Source organism: Amycolatopsis sp. CFH S0740 (assembly GCF_004522315.1).
GTDB lineage: Bacteria > Actinomycetota > Actinomycetes > Mycobacteriales > Pseudonocardiaceae > Amycolatopsis > Amycolatopsis nivea.
The window spans coordinates 192,452-217,501 of the sequence record NZ_SDLS01000016.1 but is presented as its reverse complement, the minus strand read 5'-3'; the positions used below and the strand labels follow the sequence as shown (position 1 = coordinate 217,501).

Here is a 25,050-nt window from a genome sequence, read left to right as displayed (position 1 = left end):
CACCTCAACGACCCTGTCCGTCAAAACGGGTCAATCCCAGGGTTGTGGCGGGCACCCATGTGGTGCGACGCGGTCTCGGCTCGGCGCGCCAACTCGTCGGCGTACTCACCCTGCTTGATGGATTTGCCGAGGTTGTTCCACGCGCGCTCGCGACGGTTGCGGTCAGCCTTGTAGCTGTAGTGGTCGACCAGCAGCGGCTGACCCATCGGGATGTTGTGGAAAACGTAGTCGGCTTTCGCCCGCGTGGCGTCGGCCTTGGTCTGGTGCTTCCCAGAGCGCTCAGTGAGCCGGTCGACCCGGTCGTCCATCCGGTCGGCGAGATTGGTCTCCTGCTGCTCGACGCTGGGCATCGTGTCGTCAATGTCGCGCTCGACCGTGTAGCCCGCCTCGGTGAGCACGCGCTCGATGTCTGCGAGGGCGTACGGCTTGGACTGGCGATGCCGAGAGGATCGCAGCAGCCACGCTGTGGAGTAGCGAGACCAGGTCCACGACGGATGGGCCTTCAGCGCCAGGTGCGCGGGACTGTTGCGGGTGGTTCCCTCGACGGTGGTGCCAGACTCGTAGTCGTGGTGGATGGTCAGAGTTCCCAAGGACATGGTGATGTGCCTCCTTCACTTCGTTTCGCCTGTGGTGCGGGCCGTCCTGTTCAGTCCGCCGGAATCCCGGGCGGGTCAGTGGCCCTGGTCCCAACCCATGCGCGCGCTGCCTCGTGCGGTGTCGTAGGTGGGTTCCTCGCCGGCGGCAGGAAGGTCGGGCCGGATGCTGCTGCCGGTGAGGTCGCGGACGGTGTAGCGCTCGCAGTCCCCTTCGGTTATGCGGCGGACGGTGTCGATGCCGAGTCCGTTGACCGTGATCGGGCATGCGTGGGTGAACGCGAACCGCTCATGCTCCGGGACGGTGGCGCGGGGGTGTTCGGGCCAGCGGTACGCGGCCCACCAGTTGGTGACCATGACGTCGATGACGCGGTCTCCGGCGTCGACGATTGCGCTCACGAGGCCTCGTGTAGCGGTGGCGCCGATCAGGTCGGCCAGCCGGGCGTATGCGTCACGCGCGGCGGTGAGTCGCACCAGGGTCGGTGCCGCCTCGCTGCGGAGGGTGTCCGCGTCCATCTCGCCGATCGCGTCGGTACGGGCGTCGTAGGCGTCGCAGTCGGTCATACCGGGTGTCCAGCGCGGGGCCAGCGCGTTGATGCAGTCCAGACACGTGCTGCACCGGTAGACGCTGGGCCGGGACACCGGAATGGAGATCCCCATGCCGAGGTTGTCGCACCCGCAGAAACCTGGTTGCGACTGAAGTGCGGCGTCTCCGAGTCCGTCGGTGTCGGTGTCCTCTCCGGTTCGGGCTCGGCCGGCTGGTCGGTGTGCGGGAACGTCGCGAGGAACGCGGCGACCTCGGCGGCGTCGTCCGAAGCGACCGAAAAGGCGAACGCCACGTGCCTGCCGTTGCGGGGCACCGTGGCGGTGCCGGCCAGCGGCCCCTGATAGCGCACGATGGCTTCCTACGGGTCGTGACCGAGCGGGCTGGGTCCGGGAGTTTGGACAGTCGCGCCGAGCGGGGCCGCGATGGCGTGCGCGAGCTGGTCGCGCGCGGCGGCCTGGTCATCGAGTCGTTGTTTCAGCTCGCGGGTTTCCGCGAGGGTGACCCGATAGCCGGGCAGCAGCCGCCGGGCAGTCTCGGCGGCAACCGTTTCGGGTGTCTTGGCCGGGGACACCGTGATTTCGTGTGATGGCAGCGGGTTTCCATGGCAGTGCCGGATTGTCGCCAGTGTGGCCGGGAGGCTGGCGGACAGCCTGACCCGTGGTGTCTTCTCCCAATCGGAGTAGCACACGTGAAGCTCTTCACCATCTGGGCCGATGAGGTACCGGTCGCCGTAACCGTGGTGGCCCGGTTCGACCGTCCACGTCCCGTCGAGCGCTTGCGCCATCGCTGCTGCGAATGCCTGCATGTCCATGTGTGTTTTCCTTCCTGTGCCTGGGTTTCATGTGCGTCGGAATCGTTCGGTCGCGGGTTGTGGCCATCTCGCGGCCACGGCACCCGCGCGGCGCGTGGCCGCGCGGGCACCGAAGCGGCGGCGGTCCCTTTCAGACCGAAGCCAGCACCTTGCCGAGCGTCGTCACGGTTTCCTGGTCGAGCGCGTCGGCTTTTCCGTCCACCGCGCGGGACATGTTGCGTTCGGCGCGGGAGGCGTTGCGCACGATCGCTTCGTGATGGGTGTAGGTGTTGATGGCCTGCACCACTCCCCACGCGGTACCGCGCCACGGGCTGACCCGGTTGTCGGTGTTCCACAATCGGTTGAGCGCGGCCCGTTCGTTCGTCGCAGTGGTGCGGGCACGTCCTTTCTCCTCGGGCATCGGTGTATGTGCGTCCAGGAAGGCGTGCCATGCCTGGTCGGTCACGGTCGTTTCGCAGAGGGCCTTGACCTCGGCGGCAAACTCCTCGGCCACGGTGTGGACCATCGCGAGCGCGTCGCGGGCCTCCACAATGCGGAACTTGCCGTTCTTGGAGTGCTTGACCTTGAACTGTTGGCCGTACTCGCGCAGCCCGGCCGACATCGTGTTGTCGCACACCACGTTGGTGACGGTCCGCTTGTAGGTGGTCGCAAGGCTGCCGTCGTGGCTGGTGCAGGCAACCAGGTTCGGCCGGAACTCCACACCTTCCGGGGTGGTGATGTTCTCGGGCACTTCCACGCTCACCCATGCTTGCCGGCGGTCGCGCAGCAGGCCCGCGGAACCGATCGACAGTCCGTCGTCAAGGATCGTGCCGACCTTGTCGAGCAGCCATTCCTGGTACTGGTGCACGGTGTATCCGTCGGCGAAGATTCCGAGGACGTCGCCGGTATCCGATGCGGCGATGGCTTGCTTGTTGGGCACGCGGCGAAGGCCGAACTTGCCCGCGACGAGCACCGATTCCGGTTCGGCGGTCCAGTGGAACAGACGGCGCTGCACATCGTCGACCGGGATAGCGCCGGGGTAATGGTTCGGCTCGCTCCCCTGCGCGGACGCCCGGTAGTGCCACGCCTGCCCGCGCTTGTCGGTGAACCCGATCAGCACGTTGTTGTTGAGCCATTCGCTGGTTTCTTTGGACATGACTAACCCACTTTCGTTATCGGAGGCGATAAGGAAACCGTTGCGCGGTCACGGCGTCCGCACGCGAACGCGCGCGGCACCGAAACCCCACAACACGGTTGCGACTAGTTACGACAATGAGATTGCATCAATTCGGCAAGATCACGCACGGTCAGGCTCATTTGCCGTTGGGGTGGACAACGGGGTAACAGCGTTCGCAGCCACGCAATGTTTCGCGAACGTCCGACATAGTTACGATGTGATTGCCGTGCCGATATCCGTCGACCATGACCGAAACGCATTCGCAACTGTCTTCCGCGTAGCATTCGGCGCAGTCGTAGTGCAGTGGCTCATCACAAGCGCTTTCGAGCCACTTGCCACACTCGGCGCATTGCCGATATCCCAGCTCGTACATGATGTGGTCGATATTCCAGCCGTGGCAGTCGGTGCACAAGGTCTGTCCGTCATCGCTCAGCGCCGAAACGACCTCCGCCGCGATTTCCTCGGGCACGTCGTAGCAGTCGACCAGCACGCGCGCGGCATTCTCGGATTCCCGCTCGGACAGGTCTTCGTCGTCGAGCAGCGGGTATCCGGCGAGAGCGGCACCGATACGGTCGGCTGCCTCACATGCGGTGGAATCGCCGTAGTCGTAGGCAAGAAGGCCGTTCCACTCAGCCGCTTTCCCGGGTGCCGCTTCCTCCATGAGTCGCACCGCCGCGTGCCCGTTGGACACGTCCGCCAGGTGGGCGCACTGGTGCCCGGTGAGGTAGTCGCCGGGAATTGGCAGCGGATCACCACCCGATCCGAGCACGAATCCGAATCCGGACCAGTCATTATCTCGGGCGCAGTCTTCACCGTCCCATGTCCCATAGCGAAAGTTATGCCCGAAATACAGATTCGCATCTTCGGAAAATGAAATTTCAGGGTTGTTCATGATTGACACTCCCAGTGGGCGCGGATTAGTGCGGGTCACAGACCGCATGCGGCAAAGAAGCGGTCTCGGTCGAATCGGGGGTTTACCGATTTGAAGTACGCGCACAAGGCGTCGGCGAGCGCTTTTCGTTCGTCGTCGACGACAACTTCCCTGCGTACGGAATCAGCAATTTCTTTGAAGTCTTTACGCGTCATGACAGAACCTCCAATGGTGTTGTAGTTGCAGGTTGTTTGGCGGTTCAGGCCAGTTGCGAACTGGTACGGGCCGAAATGTGGACACGTCGGATGCGATTCGCGCAAAGGGGATCATCTTCTATGTCCGTGCGATGCGAAATCACAAGCGATAGGGCCCGGTCGACCGGTAGCGCATTCCCCGAACCTCCCCAAAAGGGAAAGCCGTTATGTCTAGGGCACAACGCAGGGAACCATGCCCGTAAGACATAGCGTGCTATGAACAGCAAAAGCGCGACGCGCTTGAGAGGGCCGTTCAATGTCGGCAACCGCTTTACACAATCCGGACGCCCACACGTTGTGACGTTTGTCGGTGCTAGACCACCATGTAGTTATCTTGGGGACACACCTCTGGCAGGCATGCCTTTTATGCGCGCTACTCCGCTCTATAGCAAGGGATTCACATAACGGGGCTGCAAGCGCAGTTACTACGCATCTCAGACTAGAAATGCGCGTTTGGCTACGCGTCGTTCCCCACTACTGCCCTGCACGGTTTCGCTGCTGTCCGCGCGGCCCAAGCCGCTGCCCGCGCTGTGCGGGTCTTATATTTCATAAAGACCAAACCTTTGAGGAAAAGAAAGGAAGGAGATCGCTCGCGGGACGCCGTGCCCCGGTCCTCACGCCCTTCTCTGCCTCATCCCCTTCAATCTGTCTCGGCTACATGTCTAGGTTGACACACTGCCTAGACACTTTCAATCTTCAGCCGGGTTCCGTTATCTCGCCGTTACCTTCGGCGTCGGCCTTGCTGTTCAGGGCTGGCCAAGCCCTTGAGCTGGGAAGACGCATAGGAAGAGAAGATCGCGCAGCGGCACCCAGCACCCGCGCCCGCGACCCGCACAGCGGCACCCAGCACCCGCGCCCGCGACCCGCACAGCGGCACCCAGCACCCGCGCCCGCCACCCGCACAGCGGCACCCAGCACCCGCGCCCGCGACAGGCCTTGGCGGTCTGCAAGAATTCTTTTAATAATCTCGCGGTTTCCGACTCGAGCCGCTTGCCACTACGCCGCCCACGTGGTTGTCAATGCCTGCGACTCATGTTTTTCGCATCGTTAGACTTTGTCTTGACCGCAAGAAATAGACAGGAACCGCCGCATGATAGTTGAAGACCAAGAAGAAAAATGAGAGGAAGAACTATGAAGGAGCCTAATGATATAGGGAAAGTTACCCACAACAGAACAGAACGCGCGAACGGAGGCAATGCGAGCATCAGACGGCCAACACGCCACCCAAGCCGACTGTTCATGTGCCTGCCGGCACCGAAGTCTGGAGCCACGGTGGCAGGCGCATCGAGCGACCAACCTGCAACAAGTGACGAAGCTCCCCCTTCTTCTCTAGCGAGACCCCGGAAGAGAAACCAGAGAAGAAGGCGGAGAGGAAGTGGGACAGGCAGTCAACGTTCGCCCCAGCGCGGCACGCACTGCATGCTCACATGAGTTACGCGATCTCGCCTAGCATGCGTAGAAACCTACCGAACGCCAAGCCGAGAGGGGCTTAACGTAAACGGCTCCGACAGTGTCGAACATAAGAGGCGGTGGCAACCCCGTTCGCAGCTTACGCTGATTCGTCGGCTTTCAAAACCGCGAGCCCGCACGCAACCACGAGAAATGTCAGTCGCACCCCAGGGTAGGCGCAGATTGTTTCCGCCGGTGGCGTTGTACTCAACGCAGTCGCTGAAGAGCTGCTCTCGAGGCTGGAAGATCCGGTCAGATGGGCGGAGAAGCACAGCGAGCTGATTAAGCGTGTGCAGCGGCGTCGCTGTGGCGCCGAGGACCGGCTAACCAATGTTTGGCCGCGGGACTAGATCAGGATCTGCTGCTCAGCTCGCCTTCCGGTCCCGTAGCTGGCTGCTGTGAAGCCGAAGGAGGGAGTCGGCGAGTCCGACGGTGTCGCGGGCGGGGTGCTGGTCCAGCGTCGCTAACGAGGTGGTCAAGAGACTCAGCGTGCGCTGAATGCTGTCGTACTGTCCGAGCCGGGCCTGGGTCCGCATGAGGTCGCGGTAGATGGCCTCGTTGTAGGGGTCGAGATTTCGGGCCTGTTCAAGCAAGACGAGCGTCTGATCGGGGTCGCCGTCGCCGATCCTGCGGATCAGAGCGCTGAGGGCATCGAGGACGTCCCTGCGGAGTGCTTCGCGGGGACCGTCAATCCAGTCTGCGGAAATGCTGTCAGCAAGGTCGCCCCTGTACAACTCGGCCACGCGTCGCAGCGCCGTGAGGGCCTCGCCCTCGGTGGCTGCGTGGCGACGTATCGCTAACGCGTCGAGCAGTTGCCAGAGATCCACCGTGACTACGGAGCGGTCGAGCGCGTAGTGCCCGTCGTCATTGACGGTGATGTTGGCGATCTCGTTCCGTGTGGCTGTGCGCAGTCCGCGACGCAGCTGGGAAAGGGTTGCATGGAACGAGTTGTAGGGGCGGTCGCCTGGTGCGTTAGGCCAGAGTGCCGCGGTGAGCACTTCGCGACGGCTGCCCTCGGGGTGCAACGCGAGATAGACCAGGATCTCGCGCTGGCGCGGCGCGAGAGATTCGATGAGGTCGGTGGGATCCGGTTCGGTGCGAGTCAAATGCAGTCGGCCGAGCACCTGCAGGCGCAGCGGCGCGGCCTCGCAAGCCCTCGGCTGGACGGAGACGGAGGCCGGTGTCCGCGGCATCAGGCGATCGTCGCCCCCTGACGTGGCACGCTCGCCGCCCTCCGACGTTTCGACTTGCTGCGCTGTGCTCACTGCGTGCGGCGCGGGTTGTGGTTCGCCCTTGGGCTGAAGGTCTGTGAGTTCGTGCGTGGCAGTGCGGGCCGGGGAGGGAACGTCGATCACGACACGCGCTGGCGGGGTTTCGGGCGCGGGTTCGTGTGACTCCGCGGTGACGAACTCATACTTGGTGCAGTGCTCCCGGCTGTCCGCGCTGGCCGCGCGAGTAGCTGCAGTTCGTTCATTGCGCCGGGGATCGTCTTCGGTCTGGGAAACTGAGGTGCTCTTGGTCGCGGGCTGGTCGAAGCCAGCGGGTTCTGCGGCATGGAGCAACGCGAGCAGCTCAGCGGTGTCGGTTCCGGGCAGGGTGAATAAGCGGGTGCCGGCCAGGGCATCGGTCAGGCTCGGGCTGGTCGCTCCGATCGTGCCGTCATCTCGGACCCGGGCGGTGCCGCCGGGGTGCCATTGGCCGAGCAGCACGCCAGCCAGGCCGAAACCTGCGCCGTTGTCGAGGATGGCTTGCATTCGCCGGCCGGTGTCTGGCGTTGGCGATGCGACCAGCACCGCATGCACGGGGCTGTCGTAGGTGCGCGGCGCAAGCTCCTGGTCGGCTTCGTCCTCGTCACGGACGCGTGTCAGGAGTTCTGCTTCCAAGACTGACAGAGCGGCCGGCAGGTCGTCGACGATGCGGAGCCGCGCAGGCACTCGTCGCGATAGGTCGGTTCCGAGCACAGCTTCGGCGTCAGCGGCTGGAATGACCACGATGGCACCTTGGCCGTCGTTCGCGGGCTGCGCGAGCAGGGCGACGATCAGCGCACGTGCAGCGGCGTAGGCACCGGGGCCGATGAGCCCAAGACCGTTACTGCGGGCGAGATCGAGCGCGACGGTCTGTCCCTCGCGGAGGCCGACCGCGGTCGTCTCTTGCGTGGACAGCAGTGCGCGGGCGGTGGCTTGGGCGCGGGCGCGCGTATCGAGGTCAGCCGGCCTCATATCCTGCGAGGCGGGAGAGGTCGCCTCTTCGTCGTGGGGCAACCTTACGGAGTCGTGCGCGATCCGCAGAGCACGTACGACCGGGGCCACGCCCGGATCGTCGGTTTCCACGGTGCCGGGCCGGTAACGGCTGCGGCGGCGCAGGCGCACGCTGATCATTGCGACGGTGATGAGCGCGGCAAGACCCAGGCCGACGAACGCACCGGTAGACAGCGAGATGCCGAGGGCAGGACTCGCTGTCGCAGTGGGAGGAACGGCTTCGGCTGGGGTCCCGGGAGCGGACGATTGTTGCTTTGACGGCGCCTGCGTGTTGGGTTGCTTGTCGGGGCCAGACGCCTGTGGCGGGACGTACGGAGCTGGGGGTGCTACGACAGGTGGCGACGCGGGAGAGCTGGGTGCCAGCACGGGCAGCCGTAGTTGCCAACCTGGTCGGATGAGACTCGGTGTGGTGAATACCGTCCCGTCGGTCTGCGTGGTACCTCGGTTCAGCTTCCAGATCTCCGGCCAGCGATTGCCGTCACCGAGGCAACGTTGCGCGACCCGCCAGAGGCTGTCGTGCACCCCGTGCTCAGGTGACCGCACGGTTTCCAGGCCCCGCGGGGTCGCCGTGGCGGCTCGAGTGTGCACTGCAGCGGTGACGATCCCCGGCCCATCCTCGGCCACGGTCGCCTCCGTCGACGTTTCGACGTGGTGGAGCGCCGTGGCGATTGTCGTGTGTCCGCCTGCGGAAAGCGCGGTCGTGGCAGCCTGGGTCGGCGTGACCGAGGTGGGTGTCCGACTGCTGAGGACGGAGAACACGATCGCTCCGACGAGCACGCCCGCTGCTGTGCGTAGCGGGCCATGGCGGACGTCGTGCGCTGAACGGTGCCAGGGCGTGGAGTGCGCTGTGTGCAAGATTACGGCCAGCACGTCGAACGCGAACCGGGCCCACAAGGGCCACAGCGCACAGGCCAGGACGTCGAGCAGGAACTGTGGTGACATCGGTGTTAGCAGGATGCTCCGGATCTCGTCCCAGGCAGGGATGTGGTCAGGCAATGGCCATCCGATGAAATGAACCAAGGCTGCGGGCAGGCCGACCATCAGAGCAAGCAGGACGACGACCGCGAACAGGGCGCGCATCACACGCCGGAGCACCCGAGCTACGGCGGCGAGGAGCGACCAATAGCAAGGACCAGTGCTGAACGATCGGTCCGTTTGCCGCTGCGCCAGGTCTGATGTTGCGGTCATGACGTGCTCGATTCCTTGGTGGTGCGGGCGATGTCAGGACGGCGCGAAGGTCAGGTCACCGTTGCAGACGTGCCCACCGAACTGGCGCTAGGTACTGCCACCTCTTGACGGGTCGCTGGCGTCTTCGTGGAAGCCGGCCGGTGGTCGGTGCCTGTCTTCGCAGCCGCCGCGCCGGCAGTCGATCGCTTCCGTTTGGCGCGGGATGGCTTCCGGCCATCGAACCATTGAGCCAGATCCGCGGCCGGCACATCAGTGAACTGCGCAAGTTCATCGATGCCAATAACGTCGTTGGCGGCGGCCAGGGTTTCGCCGAGTTCTCTTTCGATTTCGTTCAGCTGGTCGGCGACGCCGGCTCGCCGCTGCGCCAGGTCTCCGATCCGTTTCGCTGTGGCTGCACGCCTTGCGCTACGAGCAGAATCAGCTTCCACGACGCGGCGCTCGATCTCCTCGCTGGTGGCCATTTTCCTCCCCTCTCCGTTGACGCGCCGTACTTCCTGGCTTGACCAGTACGACATGTCGACAACCTCGCTGGCGGTCGATACCAAGGGGCTGCTGTCGCGCGCTCCTGGTCCAGGACAGGTCACTGCGGGCCCTTCTCTCATTGGGCTCTCCCCAGCAACGCGCTCACCGGCCCTGGGCCGATGCCGTGCCCGCAGCAAGTCGCTGCGACGCCACGCTGTTAGACCAGAACGATGCCGGTTGTTCCCATGGAAACTCTCCGGCATCGACCGTGTCGCGGGCGGCCGTGATGTAGGCGAACACTGTCTGCGGCAACGCTTCCGCCGCCTGCGGGAGCCGACGGACATCGCCACGGCCGGGCAGCACTGCGAGGGCAGCCTCTGCGCGGGCGGCCAGCTCGACGTGGCGGAGTTTCCCTTCCCAGGCCCTGACAAGCGCGATGCAGCAGTCCACATGCTGCGCGACCTCGCCGAGGGCGTCGTCGACCTCGGCGATCGCCGCACGGGCATCGGCGGCCAGCTCGCTGGCCGCGTAGTCGGGGTCGGCGGCGAGTTCGTCGGCCACGCGCCGGGCCGTACGAGTGTGGTCCAGCAATTCCAGTGCCTGCCAGACGATGCGGTGCACCTCGCGCGGAACGGCGGGGCCGAGCCAAGCACGAGCCGGGCTGCGGTGGAGTTCGTCCACGCCTGCGATCAGTGCCCGTACCGCAGTATCGGCACCGAGGCCAATGAGATCGCGTCGGCGGACGAAAAACTCTCCCCGCCGGACTTCCAGTCGGCACGACGATGCGTCATGATGTCCGTGCTCGGCGAGCAGCCCTGCGGCGCGCTCCCAGCCGACGATCGCACTAAACCCCACGACCAGGCCACCAACGCAGATCACAGCGACTCCCACCTCCGCTGTCACCGCAACGACCGTCCCCGCGATACCGCCCAGCACGCCGACTACCACCCACGGGCGCAGTGCCGCACACATACGCTCGCGACGCCATCGCGACGGCGCGACATCGGGGTTCAGCAGAATCGCGTCGGGTCCGTCCGGGAACGTAGCCGCGCGCACTGGTGTCGGCGTAGCGCATTGGTTCTGTTGTTTCATCGGAGGTTTCCTTTCGACCGCATCAGAATTCGCTGGCTAGCCGGAGGTGTCGGATATCCCTCGCTGTGGCCGGGCCTGTCCAATCCCTGTGACTGTGATCGAGCCGATTCCCACGAACCCGAGCAGTTGAGTCGATTGGCTGACGGTGACGGTCACTGTGACGGTGTTGTCAGCGACGGACACACTGCCGCCGTGGCCGGTAGCGGCGAGGTACTGGTGCGCCAGAGCGGTTGCTTGGCCGGGAACCAGGCGCAAGGTGCCATTGGAGCGATAGGCAGACAAATCGATGGCTTGCGCTCCGGCGCGGGCAGCTTCTTGGGCCTCACCGATCGCTCGAATTTTGCTTGCCAGGGCCAGACCGCCGTCCAACACCAAGCCGCTGAAGGCGATGACCGCCGTAACCAGCACGACGACGAACGCGGTGACTCGTCCGTCTTCGTCCTCGCGCAGTCGCCGCAGCCACGCCGGCAATGTGGCAAGCATCAGGAACCCCCTGCGTTCGCTGCGACGCCACGGTATGTGTCCACAGGGGACGAGAACGACGCGGAAATCCGGACACTTCCCGGCACGCCGAGAAGTGCAAGGTCCGACAGTCCCACCGTGCACCTGACTTCCACGCTGGCAACGGCACCTGGCCGGAATCCCGCCGTATTGACGGTGACAGCCAGGCCCTGACAGGTGATTCCGGCGTTGGCCAGGGCCGCGGACGCGGTGTTGCGCGCGTCGTTCTGCGCGTTTGTCATGCTGCGGGCGAGAGACGCGGCGCGTGCTGCTTGATGTGCGGCGTCTTCGAGCCGAAGGTTGGCGTCTGCCAATCGTCCGCAGAAGACGACGAACAGCAGCATTATGATCAAAGCCGGAGTAAGCAGTACCAGTTCTGCAGTGGCCGATCCTCGCTCGTCGTCGCGTAGCGAACGCCACCACTGTCCATATCGGTTCTTCTGAGCGCTCACGGCTGTGCTCCGCTGCGGAATCGTTCGACCGGTCCAGCCGCGTCGCCGTCGGCCATCAGCGTCAAGAAGGGAAGGACTTGGATCACGGCACCTTCCACGTGCACGGACGCTCGCTCCGGGCTACGGATTACGGTGACGTGCGGATCACGCAGCGGGCCGCGGCCCAACTGCTGAAGGATCTGATCGGCTGCGTTCTGTCCGCGCGCGGCGGTACCGCCTTGCACGCGTGTGGCCGACAGCGCTTGAGATGCGGCAGCCTGGGCGACGTGGGACGCGTGCATCCATAACGCGAACTGCGCGATCGACATGATGAGCAGCAGCAATAAAGGTGTCGCGAGCACGAGTTCTGCCGTGGCCGCGCCTCGTTCGTCCGCCATGAGTCGACGCAAGCCTGCGCGCGACACCAGTCGCGGCGTCGAAGGCGTCGTCGCGACCGGAGAGCCGGAACCATCGATAGCCATCGTCGAGTTCACATGTGGATGCTGTTGGCCTTGTCGGTGACCACTTTCACCAGCAGCGCGATCACGACCAAGGCCAGCGCGACGAGCGCGGCAGTGACGAGTACGGTTTCAGTGGTGTATCCGCCTTCATCCTCGCGCAAGCGCCGCACGTGCTCCTTGGTGAATGTCCACAACAGAATAATGGGCGTTAACATCATTTTCCTCTCATGAAATGTCCACTGTGGATAGATAAGTCAGAATCCTCCTAGCACTGCGGCCACAGCCGGGTAGCCGATGAACAACAAGAACCCGATGAACAGCACGATCACGGGCAAGCTCATCCGTTCCGTAGCGGCTTGAGCATCGCCTTCGGCATCGGTGAGCTCCCGTGTCCGCAAAGCGGAAGCCTTCGCCTGCAGGGACGCGCGGACGCGGGCGCCCTCAGTGCCCGCAAGGCTGACCGAGGAGGAGAGCTCGGCGAGTTCGCGGACATCGAGTTCATCGCCGAGCGCACGAAGAGTGGCCCACGGAGTAACGCGTGTGACCTTCGCGATGGTCAGCGCACGTCGGATCTGGTTGAACGAGCGGCCACGTCCGACTGTGGCGGCATCGGTGAGCGCGCCTTCCACTCCAGCACCTCCGGCGAGGGTGACCCGGATCAGGTTGAGATAGGCGCTCAGCGCGAGACGGAAGTCAGCACGACGACGGGCGGCATCGCGCCGAACCGTGATGTCCGGCAGCAGAAAGCCCATGAACGCTACGAGCAGGCTCGCGATCAGCGATGCCTCCCAGGCCAAGGGCATACCCAGCAGGGCTACTGCGATCGAGACGAGGGTCGGCAGAAGCAGTCCTGCGATCGCGAGTGCTGCTTTGTCGGCCAAGTGGGAGGGAACGGGTTTACCGGTGATAGCGAGGTCTCTGCGCAGGCTGGGGCTGGGCAGACCGAGTGCGGTCAGCAGCCTGACGAACGGCTTCCCCAGCGTGGCCGCCCATCCGGGCCGTTCCTGCGGCGTGATCGGTGGTGGCGCTGGCGTGTTATCAAGTTGCCTCAGTAGCGAGGCCAGTCCGGGGCGCGGCGGCACTGCCCACACGAAGATGGCCCAAATGCCCAGCCCGAACCCAACACCGATTACCAGCGCGGTGATCATGCTTGCACCTCCTCGGCAGACGCCGTTGCTCCGTCGTGGCTGTGCAGTGCGTCTAGGCCGGTCAGGAATCGGTCTGGGGTTTGGTAACGAGCCATGCGTGCGAGCCACAGGAAGGACAAGGTGAATAGCGCTCCGACCACGGCGAGCACGATCTGTCCGAGAGCGGAGTCGAAGGGAGCGAGGTAGCCGCGGTTGAGCACGGTCAGCCCCGTGGCGAATGCCATCGTGACGCCGACGATCATCCGGACGCTGGTCCGGGTGCGAGCGCGGCCGGCTTCGACCCGCAGCCGCATGGACACCTGCTCACGGGTCTCGGTCGCGAGTTCGCCGAGCAGCTCGGCCAGCTGGCGAGCTTGCTTCTCGGAGGCCAGAACGAGAGCACTGATGAGCAAGTCCGCCGTCGGATCGGCGAGCTGGTCGGCCAGGTGCCGGAGGCTGCGAGCGAGCCGGTCGCCGCGTTCGAGGCGGAACGTCAGCTCGTGAATCTCCGGGCGAATCGCCTCGGGCACGGTTTCTGCGGTGGCGACTATGGCTTGCTCCAACCCTGCCGCCGCGGCGAGAGTGTCGCGCAACATCTCGCTCCACGAAGCGATCGCTTCGATGCGCGCCACAGCTCGGGCGTGCTGCTTGTTCGAGCCGAGCACACGCGGCAGGCCCCAGGTCGCCATCGCCGCAAGGACGCCGCCGACGAGCCATCCTGTGCCAATGGCGACCATGATGCCCGCGGCCCCGGCCGCGAGCAGCCACCGCGCCCGGAGTGGATCGCGTCCGGTCTCTCCGCTGTTGCGTCCACCCCACCGGGGCCAGCGCATGGTGATGCCCCGCCAGCCGGCCGCAATCAGCAGCAGGCCGAGTCCGACACCAGTGCCGAGCAGCCCCATCAGCGCGGTGGTGGTGTTCACGGCTTCCACCACCCTTCCGCCCGGTCCAGCAGATCCGGGTCGAAGCCCGCGTCGATGAGCTCATCGACTGTGGCCGTGCGCAGCGGGACACCCGGAATCGCGCGGAGGTCAACTGCTGGACGCCACACCTCGTTCGAGATCACTTGAGTGCCGTCCGCGCCGACGACTTCGCGGATCGAGGACACGACTCGTTTGCTGTCCGCACCTCGCGGTTTCTCCAGGTGGACCACGAAATGCAGCGCAGAAGCGACCAACAGGTTCGTGGCTTCCAGCGACAGGCGTTCAGGCCCTTGGACCGCGTAGGCGGCGAGTTTCGTGAACACACCACTGGACAGGGACGAATGGAGCGTGCCCATCGAGCCGTCGTTGCCCATGGACATGGCGTTGGTGAGGGGGATGACGACCGGCCCGCGGACCTCGCCGACGATGACCCGGTCCGGGCTCATCCGCAACGACTGCCACACCAGCTCGGACTGTGAAATCTCGCCCTGGCCTTCGACGTTGGCTTCGCGGGCCTGCATCGCGACCACATCCGGGTGGCCGGGATCGTGATCCAGCCCCAGTTCGAAGACATCCTCGATGGTGACCAGACGCTCGTGCGGCGGGATCGCCGAGGCCAGCGCCCTCAGGAGGGTCGTCTTGCCAATCGCGACGCCACCGGTCACGAGTACGTTCTTGCGAGCCCGCACCATCGCGCCGAGAAAGTTCTCCAGCGCCAGGTCGAGCGTTCCGTTCTCCCTCAGTTCCCGCAACGTCACCCGGGCGAACCGATGGTGCCGGATCGACAGCGACGGCCTGGCGGTCACTGCCATCACTGCCGACGCGCGTTCCCCGCCAGGCAGGGAGAAGTTGACGATCGGACTGCCGCGGTCGAAGCGCCGTTCCTCCACGCCGGAGCGTGCGGCGAGGTCGCGGATCAGCTCTACGAGTTCGGCATCCGAGCCGGTAATCGGAGCCAGGCGTTCCCGCCTGCCCGAGGCGTAGCGGACGAATACCCGGTCTCCGTTGATGTTGACGTTCTCGATGTCCGGGTTGGCGAGCAGCGGCTCGAGGCCGGCCATGCCGAAAATCTCGTCCAACACGGCGGAAAGAACGCGACGCTCGACGTCCTGCGGCACCACTGCTCCACCGGTGTCGAGTTCGTGCTGCGCTTGCTTTTCTGCGGCATCAGCAAGAATCGCTTGAGCCATCCGGCGCCGTTCGCCCGCTTCCAGCGCGGGTCGGCCGGCATCGTCGTCAGCCTGGATGCGCGAGGACAACTGCTGAGACAATTCGCGGCGAAGACGAACACGCAGCCGCTCCATTGCCGCGGCCACGTGAGGATCGACGCCGGGAACACTCGCTGGCCCTGGAACGGAGGACGTGGACGGTGCCAGATCTGGTCGCATGACCGCACCGTTACGGGAAGCACGCTGGCCGGGTTGGATGTGTGGCGAGGTCATGGGCGCGTCCCGTCCGCCGACGACTGCCATTGCTGCGGAGGCTGCGGCGTGCCGACTGGCACATCGGGCTGATTTGCTGGTGCTGCGGCGGCCAGATGCCCGCCGACCCGAGGTGACGCGCTCGGCGCGCCATGCGGACGGTGCATGAAGCCGAGCCCACTCGCTAGCCGCAATGCCGCACGCCCCAGTGCTGAGTGGTCGGGACTCGGCCCGCTTCGGCGGTACCCGCACAGCACTGCGGCTCCCTTGGGATCGTGGGGAATCCTGTCCAAGACCCCGATGTGGAGTTCGTGCTCGACCTCGGTCGTGGGGTAGCCGTCACCGACCAGTACAAAGCCTGGTCGTGGATTCCAGGTTGCGGCGGTCCGGATCTTGCTAGCGACATGAGACAGCTCGTCGTCGCGGGCATGGGCAAAAAGCACCATCGCATCTGCAGCTCGGATGATCGGCAGCGTCGTCGAACCCGGGTCTACTCGGCCACAGTCGGCCAGGACCACCACGCCTGGCTGATCGCCCGCAGCGCGCAAGACCGATGTTCCCCGCGGTGCCAGAATGCCTAAGGCAGCGCGAGCTTGCTCCGCCCCAACCGGACCGGCGACAACTGTTAGGCCAGCGGGTAGCCGTTGGACGTGCTGCCACAGGACCGATGCTTCCATGCTCTTGCGTGCCGCGGCAGCCAAGCTCACCAGCCCCGGCGTCGAGGGCAATCGGAACCGCGCAGCCAGGTCACCGCCTGCAGGATCGCACTCGACTACGACCGGGGTCTGCTCGGCCGGCCACCGCGCTGCCAACGCGAGAGCGGTAGTCGTCACCCCAGGCGATCCCTTCAGGGAACACAGCGCAATCAACATCAGCCGCCGCCTCCGCTCAACGCGACGAGACTGATCTGACCCGCCGGAGCTGCAGCGAGCTGGCGTGCGTTCGCCTCCGGCAGTTGCAACGACACGACCGTGCTTTGCTGGTCCGCTCCAGCGCAGACGTCGCTCACCGTCGCAGTCCACTGCGCGAGCGGGGGCGCGACCTGCCCGGCGGTGCTCGGCGTCCCTGTCGCAGCTGCACCAGGTGACACCAGTACAGCGACCCGCGCACCGGGTGCGAGCGCTGGCGGGAACTGCCCGGCCTTCAGCGCCACTGCGGCGACCGCCTGGCCGGCAACCGGGATCGCGGGCGGCCCCAGCGAACCACGGGTCAGCAGCGCTCCAGCAGGCAAGCTGAACGCCACCGGGCGGCCGACCACAGTGGACGATTCTGCGGCCGGTACCGCGTCGAGTCCGACATCGGAGGAAACGGACAGCTGCCGGAAGTCCTGTCCGGACAATAGATGACCAACGGTCACCGGACGAGCCAACACCAGGACCGGCTGGCGGTTATCAAGCTGCATGGACACGATCACCGCCGCCGCTGCGCAAGCAATCACTAGTACGACGCCGAGCAGCAGGTACGGAACCCGGCGTGAGGGGCGAACGGTCTTCCAGCGCGACGGCGGCTCCTGTTTGCCGCTTCGCTGTGCCCAGGCGTCCGGCGGCGCGGTCGCCCTGTCAGCGGTGTCCGGGTGGGTCGAGACGGACGTGCTCATGGCCAGCCTCCCTTCTGGTTTCGGGCATGGGCCACCGCGCCGCGACGCCGTCTGCTGCGCGGTGGCTACACGGATTGAGTTCTGTGGTTGTCAGCGCAGGGGCTGCGCCCCATGCGAATCACCGTCTGCCGGTGTTCAGCGCCTGGCTTTCCGCTACCCGGAACGCCGCATTGGCTGCAGTCGTCATGTCAGGAAAGGTTCCGGATTGGTCGGCCCCAGACCATGAGATCGACCAGTGCACGGTGGCTGTCACCGGGTACGCGTTGTTCGGTTGCCCAGCCGAAGACGTCCGGTAGGTGTGCCCGCAATCCGGCGACGCCGCCTTCGGATCGCCTCCAGCCGGGAACGGAGTCCCGCCGTTTTCGCACGTCACTGTCGATCCGTCGCCCATGGACCACACGAGCGAAGTCGGCTTCGCGATCGCAGTCACTGAGACGCCGGGGACAGCGGCCGTGGCCGATTGCTGATCCCAACCGCTCGACAGCCACAACCACGTCGGCAGGGTCACCAGTTGGTCTCCGCGCGGGTTCGCCGCGATCGACGGGCTCGGCAACCGAAGCTGGCTGCGCGCCGCCTGCGCCAATTCTGCGGGCGACGGCGGCGGCACCGGCCCAGGTGCAGGTGCTCGTCCGTCGGGAATCCAGATCGGCGTCCGGTACAACGCGTCTGAGAAACCAGGACCGGAGCACTTGTACAGGTACCACGCGCCTGGCCCCTGACCCGGCTGTGCTTGCGCCGGCCAAGACCGCGCGACGGTGAGCGCCAACGGTGCAGTCCGTAGGCTCGCCGGGCGGAAGACTGCGGGCTGAACCTCAGTGCCTCGGTCATGGGTGGATGGCCGGTACGCGGCCGTGATGGTTCCTCCTGCCGGGGGCTGGTAATCCGAACGCTGGTATCCGCAGTCAGCGGTCTTATCGCTCGGTCCGATGACGCGGTCCCCGGCATCCGGCCGGTCGTCGCCCTGGTTGCCACCCCGCGGCTTCGGCTTCTTGCCAGGCGCCGACGGGACGCGCCCACGACCGCCGTCGGTGCCGCCTTGGCCCGCGCCGAGCTGGCACGCCGGGGACGGAGTCTGCTGGCAGTCCGCCGATCCCCAAGGACCGCCCGCCAGCGCCGGGGCTGCTCCTGCGAGCACCAGCGATCCCGTCGTTCCAGCGATCAGCGCGATTTTCCTCAGCATGATCCGACCTTGTGGATTCCGAAGTCGGTCACACGCCATGTGCCGTCTTGCTGCCGCTCGACAACGGCGTTGATCTGCCGGCGCCCGCTAGGGCCGTCGTTGGCCAACTGCCCGTTGTCCGCGCGATAGTGCTGCCAGTTGCTGTCGTCGCCGCAGTCGGCGACGATCACCTTTATCGGGGCCGAGGGTGGCTCGACGGACGACACCGTAGGTGAATTCTTGGGCTGTCCCTTGGTAACCAGGCCGTTTGCCTTGTCCGCGTATAGGCCGCGGGTGATGTTGGTCAGGGCGGTGGCAGTGGCGTGCTGCCCCAACCGCGCGTCCTGCCAGTTTGATGTCTCTGCCGCGACGGCCATGTCTTTCCACATCCCCAGATATGCCGAGATCGCACCCTTGCGCGCGACGTCCGCCGGTGATGTCGATGCCGGCGGTGCGCTCGCCGACGAAGACGCCTGAGCGGAATCCGCGGAGCTGGCAGGAGCAGGGTCAGACGGCGAGCCCGAGCTGCATCCAGCCGCCAGTACGGCGACAACGAAGCTCGACAGCGTCATTGCTGACCGGCACGTCCTTGTAGAGACCACTGACTCCACCCCTCACTCCACTCACCCGAACCGTTAATGGGTGCCTAGATCAGGTCTACCCCGTGATCCCATACCGACTGCAAGGTGTGAAAGCACCAACCGGAAGCCGGGATGGCAATTCCGCCCAATATTCACCTACTTGGCGTAAATTTTGGCGCGATTCCTCACCGTCGAGCAGCAAGTCTGGTAGTGCTGAAATGGCCTGTACCGAACCATTCGGCCGCCTCCTGAACCGCCAGAGTCCAAACATGACGAATTTTCGCAGAATGTGATTCTTATGCAGACCGCTACGGTCCTGGGCTGGGCGCTTGTCGGCGCAGCACTCGCAGTGGCTCTGCGCCCGTTCGTCGTCCGATATGCCGCCGCGACCGAGCCGGCTGCAGGACCGCCACCCTACGGTGTTCTCGAAGCCGCGACAGCCGTCGTGTTCGCCGCGCTCGCGTACCGCTTCGGCCAGTCCCTGGAATTGCTCGCGTACAGCAGCCTTGGCGGATTCGGCATACCCCTGGCGACAGTCGACCTGATCGCGCGCAAGCTGCCGAACATGCTTCTCGGCGGGGCAACCGGCGTTCTCGGAATCGCACTGGGGGCGGACGCTGCCCTCAACGCGCACGGAGGCGACCTGACTCGGGCAGCCATAGCTGCGGCCATCGCCCTGGTGGCCCACGGAGCCCTGTATGCCGCGGGCATGATCGGCGGAGGCGATCTGAAGCTGGCCGGGCTGCTCGGGGCTGCACTCGGCTGGATCAGCTGGGAAGCGACCTGGCTCGGCCTCTCGGCGGGCTGGCTCCTCGGAGGTATCACCATTGGAGTCGCGAGAATCGTGAAGAGTCGCGGAGCAATTCGGGATATCCCGCTCGGACCGTTCCTGTTAGCTGGAACTCTGTTATGCGTCGCGCTTTCCGGGTTTTGGCCTACTGCGCATTGACTGTTTTGACGCTTTTACCTGCTCTCGCGTGCCCGATGACATGCGGTTTCGGACTGACACGGGACGGAGCCCGACCATGCCGCCGCTCGTCGGCCACCGACTCTTGCAGCGCGGGAGAACCTTGCGACCTTCAGCGCTCGCTGTCGCCTAGGCTGTGCATCGTCGTTCACGGGAACGTCGGATGAGGTCAGCATGCTTGGTCGCCCAAGCGACCATCGGCATCATCGCGTCGAGAGCTTCAGCTGTCGCGGGGCTTAACGAGTACTGCACAGAAGGCGGGAACGCCGTGGACTCCTGGCGGCGAATGATCAATCCGTCAGCAGTCATTGTCTTGAGCGTGCGCGCGAGGACGCTTTCATGCAGAGTGCGGCGGCGCCCCTGAGCCTGTCCTGCGTCGGACAAGGTCCTGATCGTGTCGAGAAGCTCTGTGTAGTGTTTTGGCCCGGTGGCGAGAGCGACGATGACCGCGTGCATCCAGTCACCGCTGAAGAGCCGCTTCACATCCGACAGCTTGCGCAGCTGTTCGGCCTCCCAGCCCTCACGCCAGGCATCATCGTGCGGGACGCAAGCCGGAGCGTTCGCGTCACCGCGAGCCAGTCGGCAGTGCTTCACAGAGGACCGCATGGTGCGGCCGCGCACCAATTGGTTTTGTCCTGCCCGGTTCGACAGCTCGGTCATCGCTTCCTCCCGGCGGCTAGATCGCATATTCGATGACGGGCTTGCCCGTTCGTGCAGCCGGCCGGGAAGGGAGATCAGACCGCAGAACGCGCAACGTCCATAGAGCGAGCGTAGGCCCCTTCGAGCTGATCTTCAACTGTCAAAAAGACGCAGGCACGGTGAACTCTTACCTGAGTCTGGCGCAGCACGTGCCTCTCGGCAGGCCGCGGTCTCCCGCTATCAGCACGCGGTCCTTGCCGAACCGCTTTGCGCGCAACAGGTTTGAGTCCGCACGCCGGAAAAGGTCTGCAAGGTCGACGCCGCCGCGGAGGTTCAGGGCGACGCCGCCGACTGACGCGGCGAGGCCCTTGATGACCACCCGGCTGCCATCCGCCGACAGCACCTCGACGACCGCACTCCGTATTCGCCCGCAGATCCGTTCCGCGATCGCCTTCGCACACGCCTGGTCGGCACCGACAAGGAGCGCCATGAATTCGTCGCCGCCATACCGACCGACAATGTCCTCGCGGCGCACCGCGGCCGCGACCGTCGCGGCGACAACGCGAAGGACGGCATCGCCGGCGGGGTGGCCGTATCGGTCGTTGACAGCTTTGAAACGGTCAAGGTCGAGGATGAGCAGCGCGATGGAACGATCGAACAGCCCGCCGAGCGCTGACATGGCCCGGACGTCCCACCCTTCCCGGTTGAGCAGTCCGGTGTACTTGTCGATGCCCCACGAGCCGAGCGGCTGTCCGCATGCGGAGCAGCACTGGCCATGCCCAGCAACGGACGCCGAGGTAGATGCCATTGTCGATCTTCCTCCGAACGAGTGGCTTTGACTGACGTGAAGGCGTCGAGTTCGCTACCGTTGTTCTGGAGTTGAAATGACTATGGCCGCGAGTTTAGGCTGGTCGCGCGGACGAGTTCAACCAACATCAGGAGCACCACTCGTTCGGGTGTTCACCTGAGTGAAAGCAGTCGGGGTTGGAGGTCGCATGGCCACGCCGGCGTATCCGGACGGGCATCTTCCGGCGAGCCTGCCGGACAACTTCGCGGAGATCCTTGCCGCGAGATTGAACCGGCTGTTCGCGACGATGAAACCGCGCAGCGGCCAGGAGTACACCAACGACTTCGTCGCAGCGGAGATCAGCGCCACGGGCGTCGGGATCTCGGGGAGCTACATCTGGCACCTGCGCAAGGCGCGTAAGGACAACCCGACATTGCGCCACCTTTACGCCCTGGCAGCGTTCTTCGGCGTGCCGGCGTCGTACTTCTTCGACGACACGGTGACTGACCGGGTCGACGAACAGCTGCAGAAGCTGCAGGCCGCACAAGAGAGCCTGACCGCGATCGCGAACACAAGCGAGGCCAAGCTGATCGCGATGCGCGCAGACGCGCTTTCGCCCGAGCGGCGGCGTCTGGTGATGGACCTGCTCGACGTGGTCTATCGCGACGAGCAGGCCGAGCGAGGTCAATCACCAACGGGGTGAACACGGTGGAAGGCTCCGGAACAGTCCGGCACCGTTGTCGTAGGTGCCGTCTCGTCCTGAGCTTGGAGGGAGGGAGCAGGTGACGTCTGAACGGCAGCTGCGCCGTCGCTGCCGGCAGCTCTTGACCGACCTCGACATCCAACCTCCGTTGGATGTCGCCGAACTGTGCCGCCGTGTCGGGATCCAGCGCGGCAAGCCGATCAGGTTGCGGGCGCACCCGATCCCAGTCCCCGGCCCCTTCGGAGCCTGGATCTCCGCGGCATCAGCCGATTACATCTTCTACCAACAGGAAACGAGCAAGCCGCACCAAGACCACATCATCCTGCACGAACTTGGCCACATGCTGGCCGGGCACGACAGCGGTGAACCCGACAACACGCTGCTCGCAGAGCTGTACCCGGACTCGTCGACCGAGTCTCTGCGCACCGAGTACCCCGACCTTGCACCGGACGCGGTCCGGCGCGCACTCCGCCGCACCTCTTACGACACCGTCCAGGAATACGAGGCAGAAACCGTCGCCACCATCATCCTGGAATGGGCGTCTGTCCTCGACCGTGTCTGGACACCCGCCGCGCGCAGCAACACGGCACACCGGATAGAAACCGCGTTGAGCGACCGGCTGGGGTGGCTGTGACCTACCTCGTCCTCGCCTACGGCATCGCCGCCACCGCGGTGCTGGCCTGGCTGGGCTTGCGACTGAGCCGGACACCACAGAACCTTCCGCTGCGCGCCCTCACCGGGCTCGCGGCCTGCCTCGCTATCGCCTTCCCCTTCGGCCTCGCCGCCGACCGCGAGGCGACCGTGGTCGGACTCCCGCCGATGATGTCCCGCCTGATTCAGCACGGCGCACTGCTGATTGGGGTGACGTGCCTCGTTTTCTTCTTCCTCTTCTCTGCTCTCGAACAGCACAAGGCGTGGCCGCGAGCGCGCCGCTTCGCCGTGCCGCTCGTCGCGGCCGAAGCCATCTTGGTCGTCACGGCGGCACTCGCCCCTCCCAGCGTCCACAGCAGTTCATCGCCCGCGGGCGCGGTGTTCACCATCACTGCGGACCTGTATCTGGCCTTTGGCTTCGCCACAGCGTTCCTCTGGGCACGCCGCTACGCTCGCGAAGCCAACCCACGGCTCGCGCGCGGCTTGAAAATCGCTTCAGTCGGGCTCGCGGCAATCGTGGTCGCGAACTGCGTGTTCATCCCGGAGATCATCCTGCGCTGGGCAGGTGCATCGTCCCCCTCCGCGCTGGCTGAGACCAGCGGTGCCGCCGCCACCGTTCTCGGCGCGATAGCCGCAGCCGTCTTCCTTCTCCCGGGCGTGGTCATCTTCCTGGCCGGCATCATTTATCCCGCCGCAGCGATGCGCGTCACCGCCCTTCGGGTCTGGGCAGGCCACCGTCGCGTCTACCGCCAGCTCGGTCCATTGTGGACGATTCTGCACAAACACTTTCCCGACGACGAGCTGCGACGGGTCACCCCGAATCCTTGGCGCGACGTATTCCGGCTCCGCGGCATACACCGGCGCTACTACCGTCGTGTCGTGGAGTGCCGCGACGGCCTGGTACGCATCAGCCCGCACCTGCCGTCTCGCGTCCGCGAAGACAACCACCGCTACGAGGATCTCGCGCGCTCGCTGAAGCACGCGCTCGCCGCTCGGGCTGCGGGCCAGCCGGCCCGGTCGAGCCACGCGATGCCAGTCGTCGTCGCGACCGCGGATGGCCTCGACGCGGATGTCCGCGAACTCGTGTCCCTCTCGCTTGCCATGACTTCGACAGGAGACAAATGACCACGGCCTTGATCATCGGCGGGGGAATCGCCGGGCCCGTCACGGGGATGGCGCTGCAGAAAGCCGGGATCGACTCGACAATCTACGAGGCGTACCCGACCAGCGCGGACGGAGTCGGCGCGTTTCTCAGCATCATGCACAACGGACTCGACGCTCTCGCCGCCGTCGACGCGGCGGACGTCGTGCGCGAAAATTCGTTCCCCGCCAGCAAGGTTGAATTCTTCAACCACCGCGGCACTCGGCTCGGTGAAGCCCCAATCGGCGGGTCCGCTGGCGACCGCGGACCGCGAATGATCAAACGGTCCACGCTCTACCGCGAGCTCCTCGACGAAGCCAGCCGCCGCGGCGTCACCGTCCACCACGGCAAACGCCTCACCCACGCGACCACCACACCCGGCGATCCAGTCACCGCGGAATTCGCCGATGGCACCGAAGCGGAGGGCGATCTGCTGATCGGAGCGGACGGCATCCATTCCGTCACTCGCGCGCTCATCGACCCAGCTGCTCCGAAACCGCGCTATACCGGAGTCATCACGGTCTGCGGATACGCGAGCCACGCTCCGGCCACGACCGAACCCGGCACCTTTCGGATGACCTACGGCCGCAAGGTATTCTTCGCCTACCTCACCGCACCGGACGGTCAGACCTGGTGGTTCGCCAACCTCCCCCACCACAGCGCCGAACTCACCAAAGAACAACTCGCCAGCACCACCTCCGAGGAATGGCAACAGCGTGTCGCCGGACTCCTCGCACGCGACCGGACACCAGCTGCCGACATCGTCCGGGCCAGCGACAGGAGCATCACCGGTGCCAACGGCTACGACATCGCGACTACACCCACCTGGCACACCGGAGCGACAATCATCATCGGCGATGCCGCCCATGTCTCCGCACCCAATGCCGGCCACGGCGCCTCCATGGCGATCGAAGACGGCGTCATCCTCGCCCAATGTCTGCGCGATCTACCTGCTGCACAAGCCTTTAGCGCCTACGAACGCATTCGCCGCCCCCGCGTCGAACGGGTCGTCGCTACCAGTGCTCGCATGGGCGGCAACGCAACTCCCGGCCCCGTCAAACGGATGATCCGAGACGCCGTCCTCCCCCGGAAACTGAAGAAAGGGCCGCGCAACACCGCGTCCTGGCTCACTGACCACCACGTTGACTGGAATCAGTCCATCAGGCAACCAGACGACACCCGGGTCGAAACGCCGCCGCACCGTTCCTGAACGACGCTCGAGTTCATCAGCGACGCCGACGGCCGCCCATTCGTCTCCGCGCGGTTCACCGTTCCAGGCC

25 protein-coding genes are annotated in these 25,050 nt (G+C 65.4%); 5 read left to right on the top strand and 20 right to left on the bottom strand.

Annotated features, from left to right (window positions below):
- Positions 1–20: 20 nt before the first annotated feature.
- The 18 genes from EIZ45_RS26305 to EIZ45_RS26215 form a co-directional block, all read right to left on the bottom strand.
- Positions 21–596 (bottom strand): DUF3560 domain-containing protein, encoded by a 576-nt coding sequence (locus EIZ45_RS26305; RefSeq protein ID WP_043836097.1) that lies wholly within the window; start codon positions 594–596, stop codon positions 21–23.
- 75 nt (positions 597–671) lie between these two features.
- Complete coding sequence (locus EIZ45_RS26300; protein WP_134662599.1) at positions 672–1,253, bottom strand: hypothetical protein; 582 nt, start codon at positions 1,251–1,253, stop codon at positions 672–674.
- Between the two features lie 245 nt (positions 1,254–1,498).
- Complete coding sequence (locus EIZ45_RS26295) at positions 1,499–1,951, bottom strand: hypothetical protein (protein WP_043836101.1); 453 nt, start codon at positions 1,949–1,951, stop codon at positions 1,499–1,501.
- 130 nt (positions 1,952–2,081) lie between these two features.
- Entirely contained in the window at positions 2,082–3,086 is a 1,005-nt protein-coding gene (locus tag EIZ45_RS26290; RefSeq protein ID WP_037817361.1) for a DUF932 domain-containing protein, read from the bottom strand.
- Between the two features lie 157 nt (positions 3,087–3,243).
- Positions 3,244–3,999: a hypothetical protein gene (locus EIZ45_RS26285; protein ID WP_134662600.1), complete on the bottom strand. Its 756-nt coding sequence runs from the start codon at positions 3,997–3,999 to the stop codon at positions 3,244–3,246.
- Between the two features lie 35 nt (positions 4,000–4,034).
- Positions 4,035–4,193: a hypothetical protein gene (locus EIZ45_RS46220; RefSeq protein WP_158242531.1), complete on the bottom strand. Its 159-nt coding sequence runs from the start codon at positions 4,191–4,193 to the stop codon at positions 4,035–4,037.
- A gap of 1,853 nt (positions 4,194–6,046) precedes the next feature.
- Positions 6,047–9,127 carry a BTAD domain-containing putative transcriptional regulator gene (locus tag EIZ45_RS26280; protein WP_158242530.1) on the bottom strand — a complete coding sequence of 1,027 codons (3,081 nt, stop codon included), beginning with the start codon at positions 9,125–9,127 and terminating at the stop codon, positions 6,047–6,049.
- Positions 9,128–9,177: 50 nt separating this feature from the next.
- On the bottom strand, positions 9,178–9,588 hold the full coding sequence (locus EIZ45_RS26275; RefSeq protein ID WP_078870645.1) for a hypothetical protein: 411 nt from the start codon (positions 9,586–9,588) through the stop codon (positions 9,178–9,180).
- Between the two features lie 163 nt (positions 9,589–9,751).
- Complete coding sequence (locus EIZ45_RS26270) at positions 9,752–10,681, bottom strand: hypothetical protein (protein ID WP_134662601.1); 930 nt, start codon at positions 10,679–10,681, stop codon at positions 9,752–9,754.
- A 36-nt stretch (positions 10,682–10,717) separates the two neighbouring features.
- Positions 10,718–11,164 carry a hypothetical protein gene (locus EIZ45_RS26265; RefSeq protein WP_051172783.1) on the bottom strand — a complete coding sequence of 149 codons (447 nt, stop codon included), beginning with the start codon at positions 11,162–11,164 and terminating at the stop codon, positions 10,718–10,720.
- Positions 11,164–11,634 (bottom strand): TadE family protein, encoded by a 471-nt coding sequence (locus tag EIZ45_RS26260; protein WP_078870644.1) that lies wholly within the window; start codon positions 11,632–11,634, stop codon positions 11,164–11,166. Before EIZ45_RS26260 ends, EIZ45_RS26265 begins: the two co-directional genes overlap by 1 nt.
- Positions 11,631–12,107, bottom strand: coding sequence for a TadE/TadG family type IV pilus assembly protein (locus tag EIZ45_RS26255; protein ID WP_235146976.1), 477 nt, complete (start codon positions 12,105–12,107; stop codon positions 11,631–11,633). The genes EIZ45_RS26260 and EIZ45_RS26255 overlap by 4 nt, the downstream gene beginning before the upstream one ends.
- Positions 12,104–12,235: a hypothetical protein gene (locus EIZ45_RS47405; RefSeq protein ID WP_255443401.1), complete on the bottom strand. Its 132-nt coding sequence runs from the start codon at positions 12,233–12,235 to the stop codon at positions 12,104–12,106. Before EIZ45_RS47405 ends, EIZ45_RS26255 begins: the two co-directional genes overlap by 4 nt.
- 93 nt (positions 12,236–12,328) lie before the next feature.
- Positions 12,329–13,222, bottom strand: coding sequence for a type II secretion system F family protein (locus EIZ45_RS26245; protein ID WP_037817356.1), 894 nt, complete (start codon positions 13,220–13,222; stop codon positions 12,329–12,331).
- Positions 13,219–14,124 (bottom strand): type II secretion system F family protein, encoded by a 906-nt coding sequence (locus EIZ45_RS26240; protein ID WP_199817965.1) that lies wholly within the window; start codon positions 14,122–14,124, stop codon positions 13,219–13,221. The genes EIZ45_RS26245 and EIZ45_RS26240 overlap by 4 nt, the downstream gene beginning before the upstream one ends.
- The gene (locus EIZ45_RS26235) at positions 14,121–15,596 is read right to left on the bottom strand and encodes a CpaF family protein (RefSeq protein ID WP_235146977.1); all 1,476 of its coding nucleotides are present in this window, start codon (positions 15,594–15,596) and stop codon (positions 14,121–14,123) included. The genes EIZ45_RS26240 and EIZ45_RS26235 overlap by 4 nt, the downstream gene beginning before the upstream one ends.
- Positions 15,597–16,416: 820 nt before the next feature.
- Complete coding sequence (locus tag EIZ45_RS26225; protein ID WP_037817354.1) at positions 16,417–17,142, bottom strand: hypothetical protein; 726 nt, start codon at positions 17,140–17,142, stop codon at positions 16,417–16,419.
- Positions 17,143–18,315: 1,173 nt separating this feature from the next.
- On the bottom strand, positions 18,316–18,873 hold the full coding sequence (locus EIZ45_RS26215) for a hypothetical protein (RefSeq protein ID WP_199817964.1): 558 nt from the start codon (positions 18,871–18,873) through the stop codon (positions 18,316–18,318).
- A 307-nt stretch (positions 18,874–19,180) separates the two neighbouring features.
- Between EIZ45_RS26215 and EIZ45_RS26210 the strand changes: the two genes are divergently transcribed.
- Positions 19,181–19,831, top strand: a complete 651-nt coding sequence (locus tag EIZ45_RS26210; RefSeq protein ID WP_051172788.1) for a prepilin peptidase — start codon at positions 19,181–19,183, stop codon at positions 19,829–19,831.
- A gap of 147 nt (positions 19,832–19,978) precedes the next feature.
- On the opposite strand, the gene EIZ45_RS26205 is transcribed toward EIZ45_RS26210, so the two are convergent.
- Both EIZ45_RS26205 and EIZ45_RS26200 read right to left on the bottom strand, forming a co-directional pair.
- Positions 19,979–20,509 carry a helix-turn-helix domain-containing protein gene (locus EIZ45_RS26205; RefSeq protein WP_199817963.1) on the bottom strand — a complete coding sequence of 177 codons (531 nt, stop codon included), beginning with the start codon at positions 20,507–20,509 and terminating at the stop codon, positions 19,979–19,981.
- A gap of 166 nt (positions 20,510–20,675) precedes the next feature.
- Positions 20,676–21,296: a GGDEF domain-containing protein gene (locus EIZ45_RS26200; protein ID WP_081685026.1), complete on the bottom strand. Its 621-nt coding sequence runs from the start codon at positions 21,294–21,296 to the stop codon at positions 20,676–20,678.
- A 187-nt stretch (positions 21,297–21,483) separates the two neighbouring features.
- Between EIZ45_RS26200 and EIZ45_RS26195 the strand changes: the two genes are divergently transcribed.
- The 4 genes from EIZ45_RS26195 (at position 21,484) to EIZ45_RS26180 (ending at position 24,980) form a co-directional block, all read left to right on the top strand.
- Positions 21,484–21,978 carry a helix-turn-helix domain-containing protein gene (locus EIZ45_RS26195; RefSeq protein ID WP_235146979.1) on the top strand — a complete coding sequence of 165 codons (495 nt, stop codon included), beginning with the start codon at positions 21,484–21,486 and terminating at the stop codon, positions 21,976–21,978.
- Between the two features lie 79 nt (positions 21,979–22,057).
- Positions 22,058–22,612: a hypothetical protein gene (locus EIZ45_RS26190; RefSeq protein WP_037817345.1), complete on the top strand. Its 555-nt coding sequence runs from the start codon at positions 22,058–22,060 to the stop codon at positions 22,610–22,612.
- Complete coding sequence (locus EIZ45_RS26185; protein ID WP_043836227.1) at positions 22,609–23,754, top strand: MAB_1171c family putative transporter; 1,146 nt, start codon at positions 22,609–22,611, stop codon at positions 23,752–23,754. Before EIZ45_RS26190 ends, EIZ45_RS26185 begins: the two co-directional genes overlap by 4 nt.
- Positions 23,751–24,980, top strand: a complete 1,230-nt coding sequence (locus EIZ45_RS26180) for an FAD-dependent monooxygenase (RefSeq protein WP_051729333.1) — start codon at positions 23,751–23,753, stop codon at positions 24,978–24,980. Before EIZ45_RS26185 ends, EIZ45_RS26180 begins: the two co-directional genes overlap by 4 nt.
- Positions 24,981–25,050 lie beyond the last annotated feature (70 nt).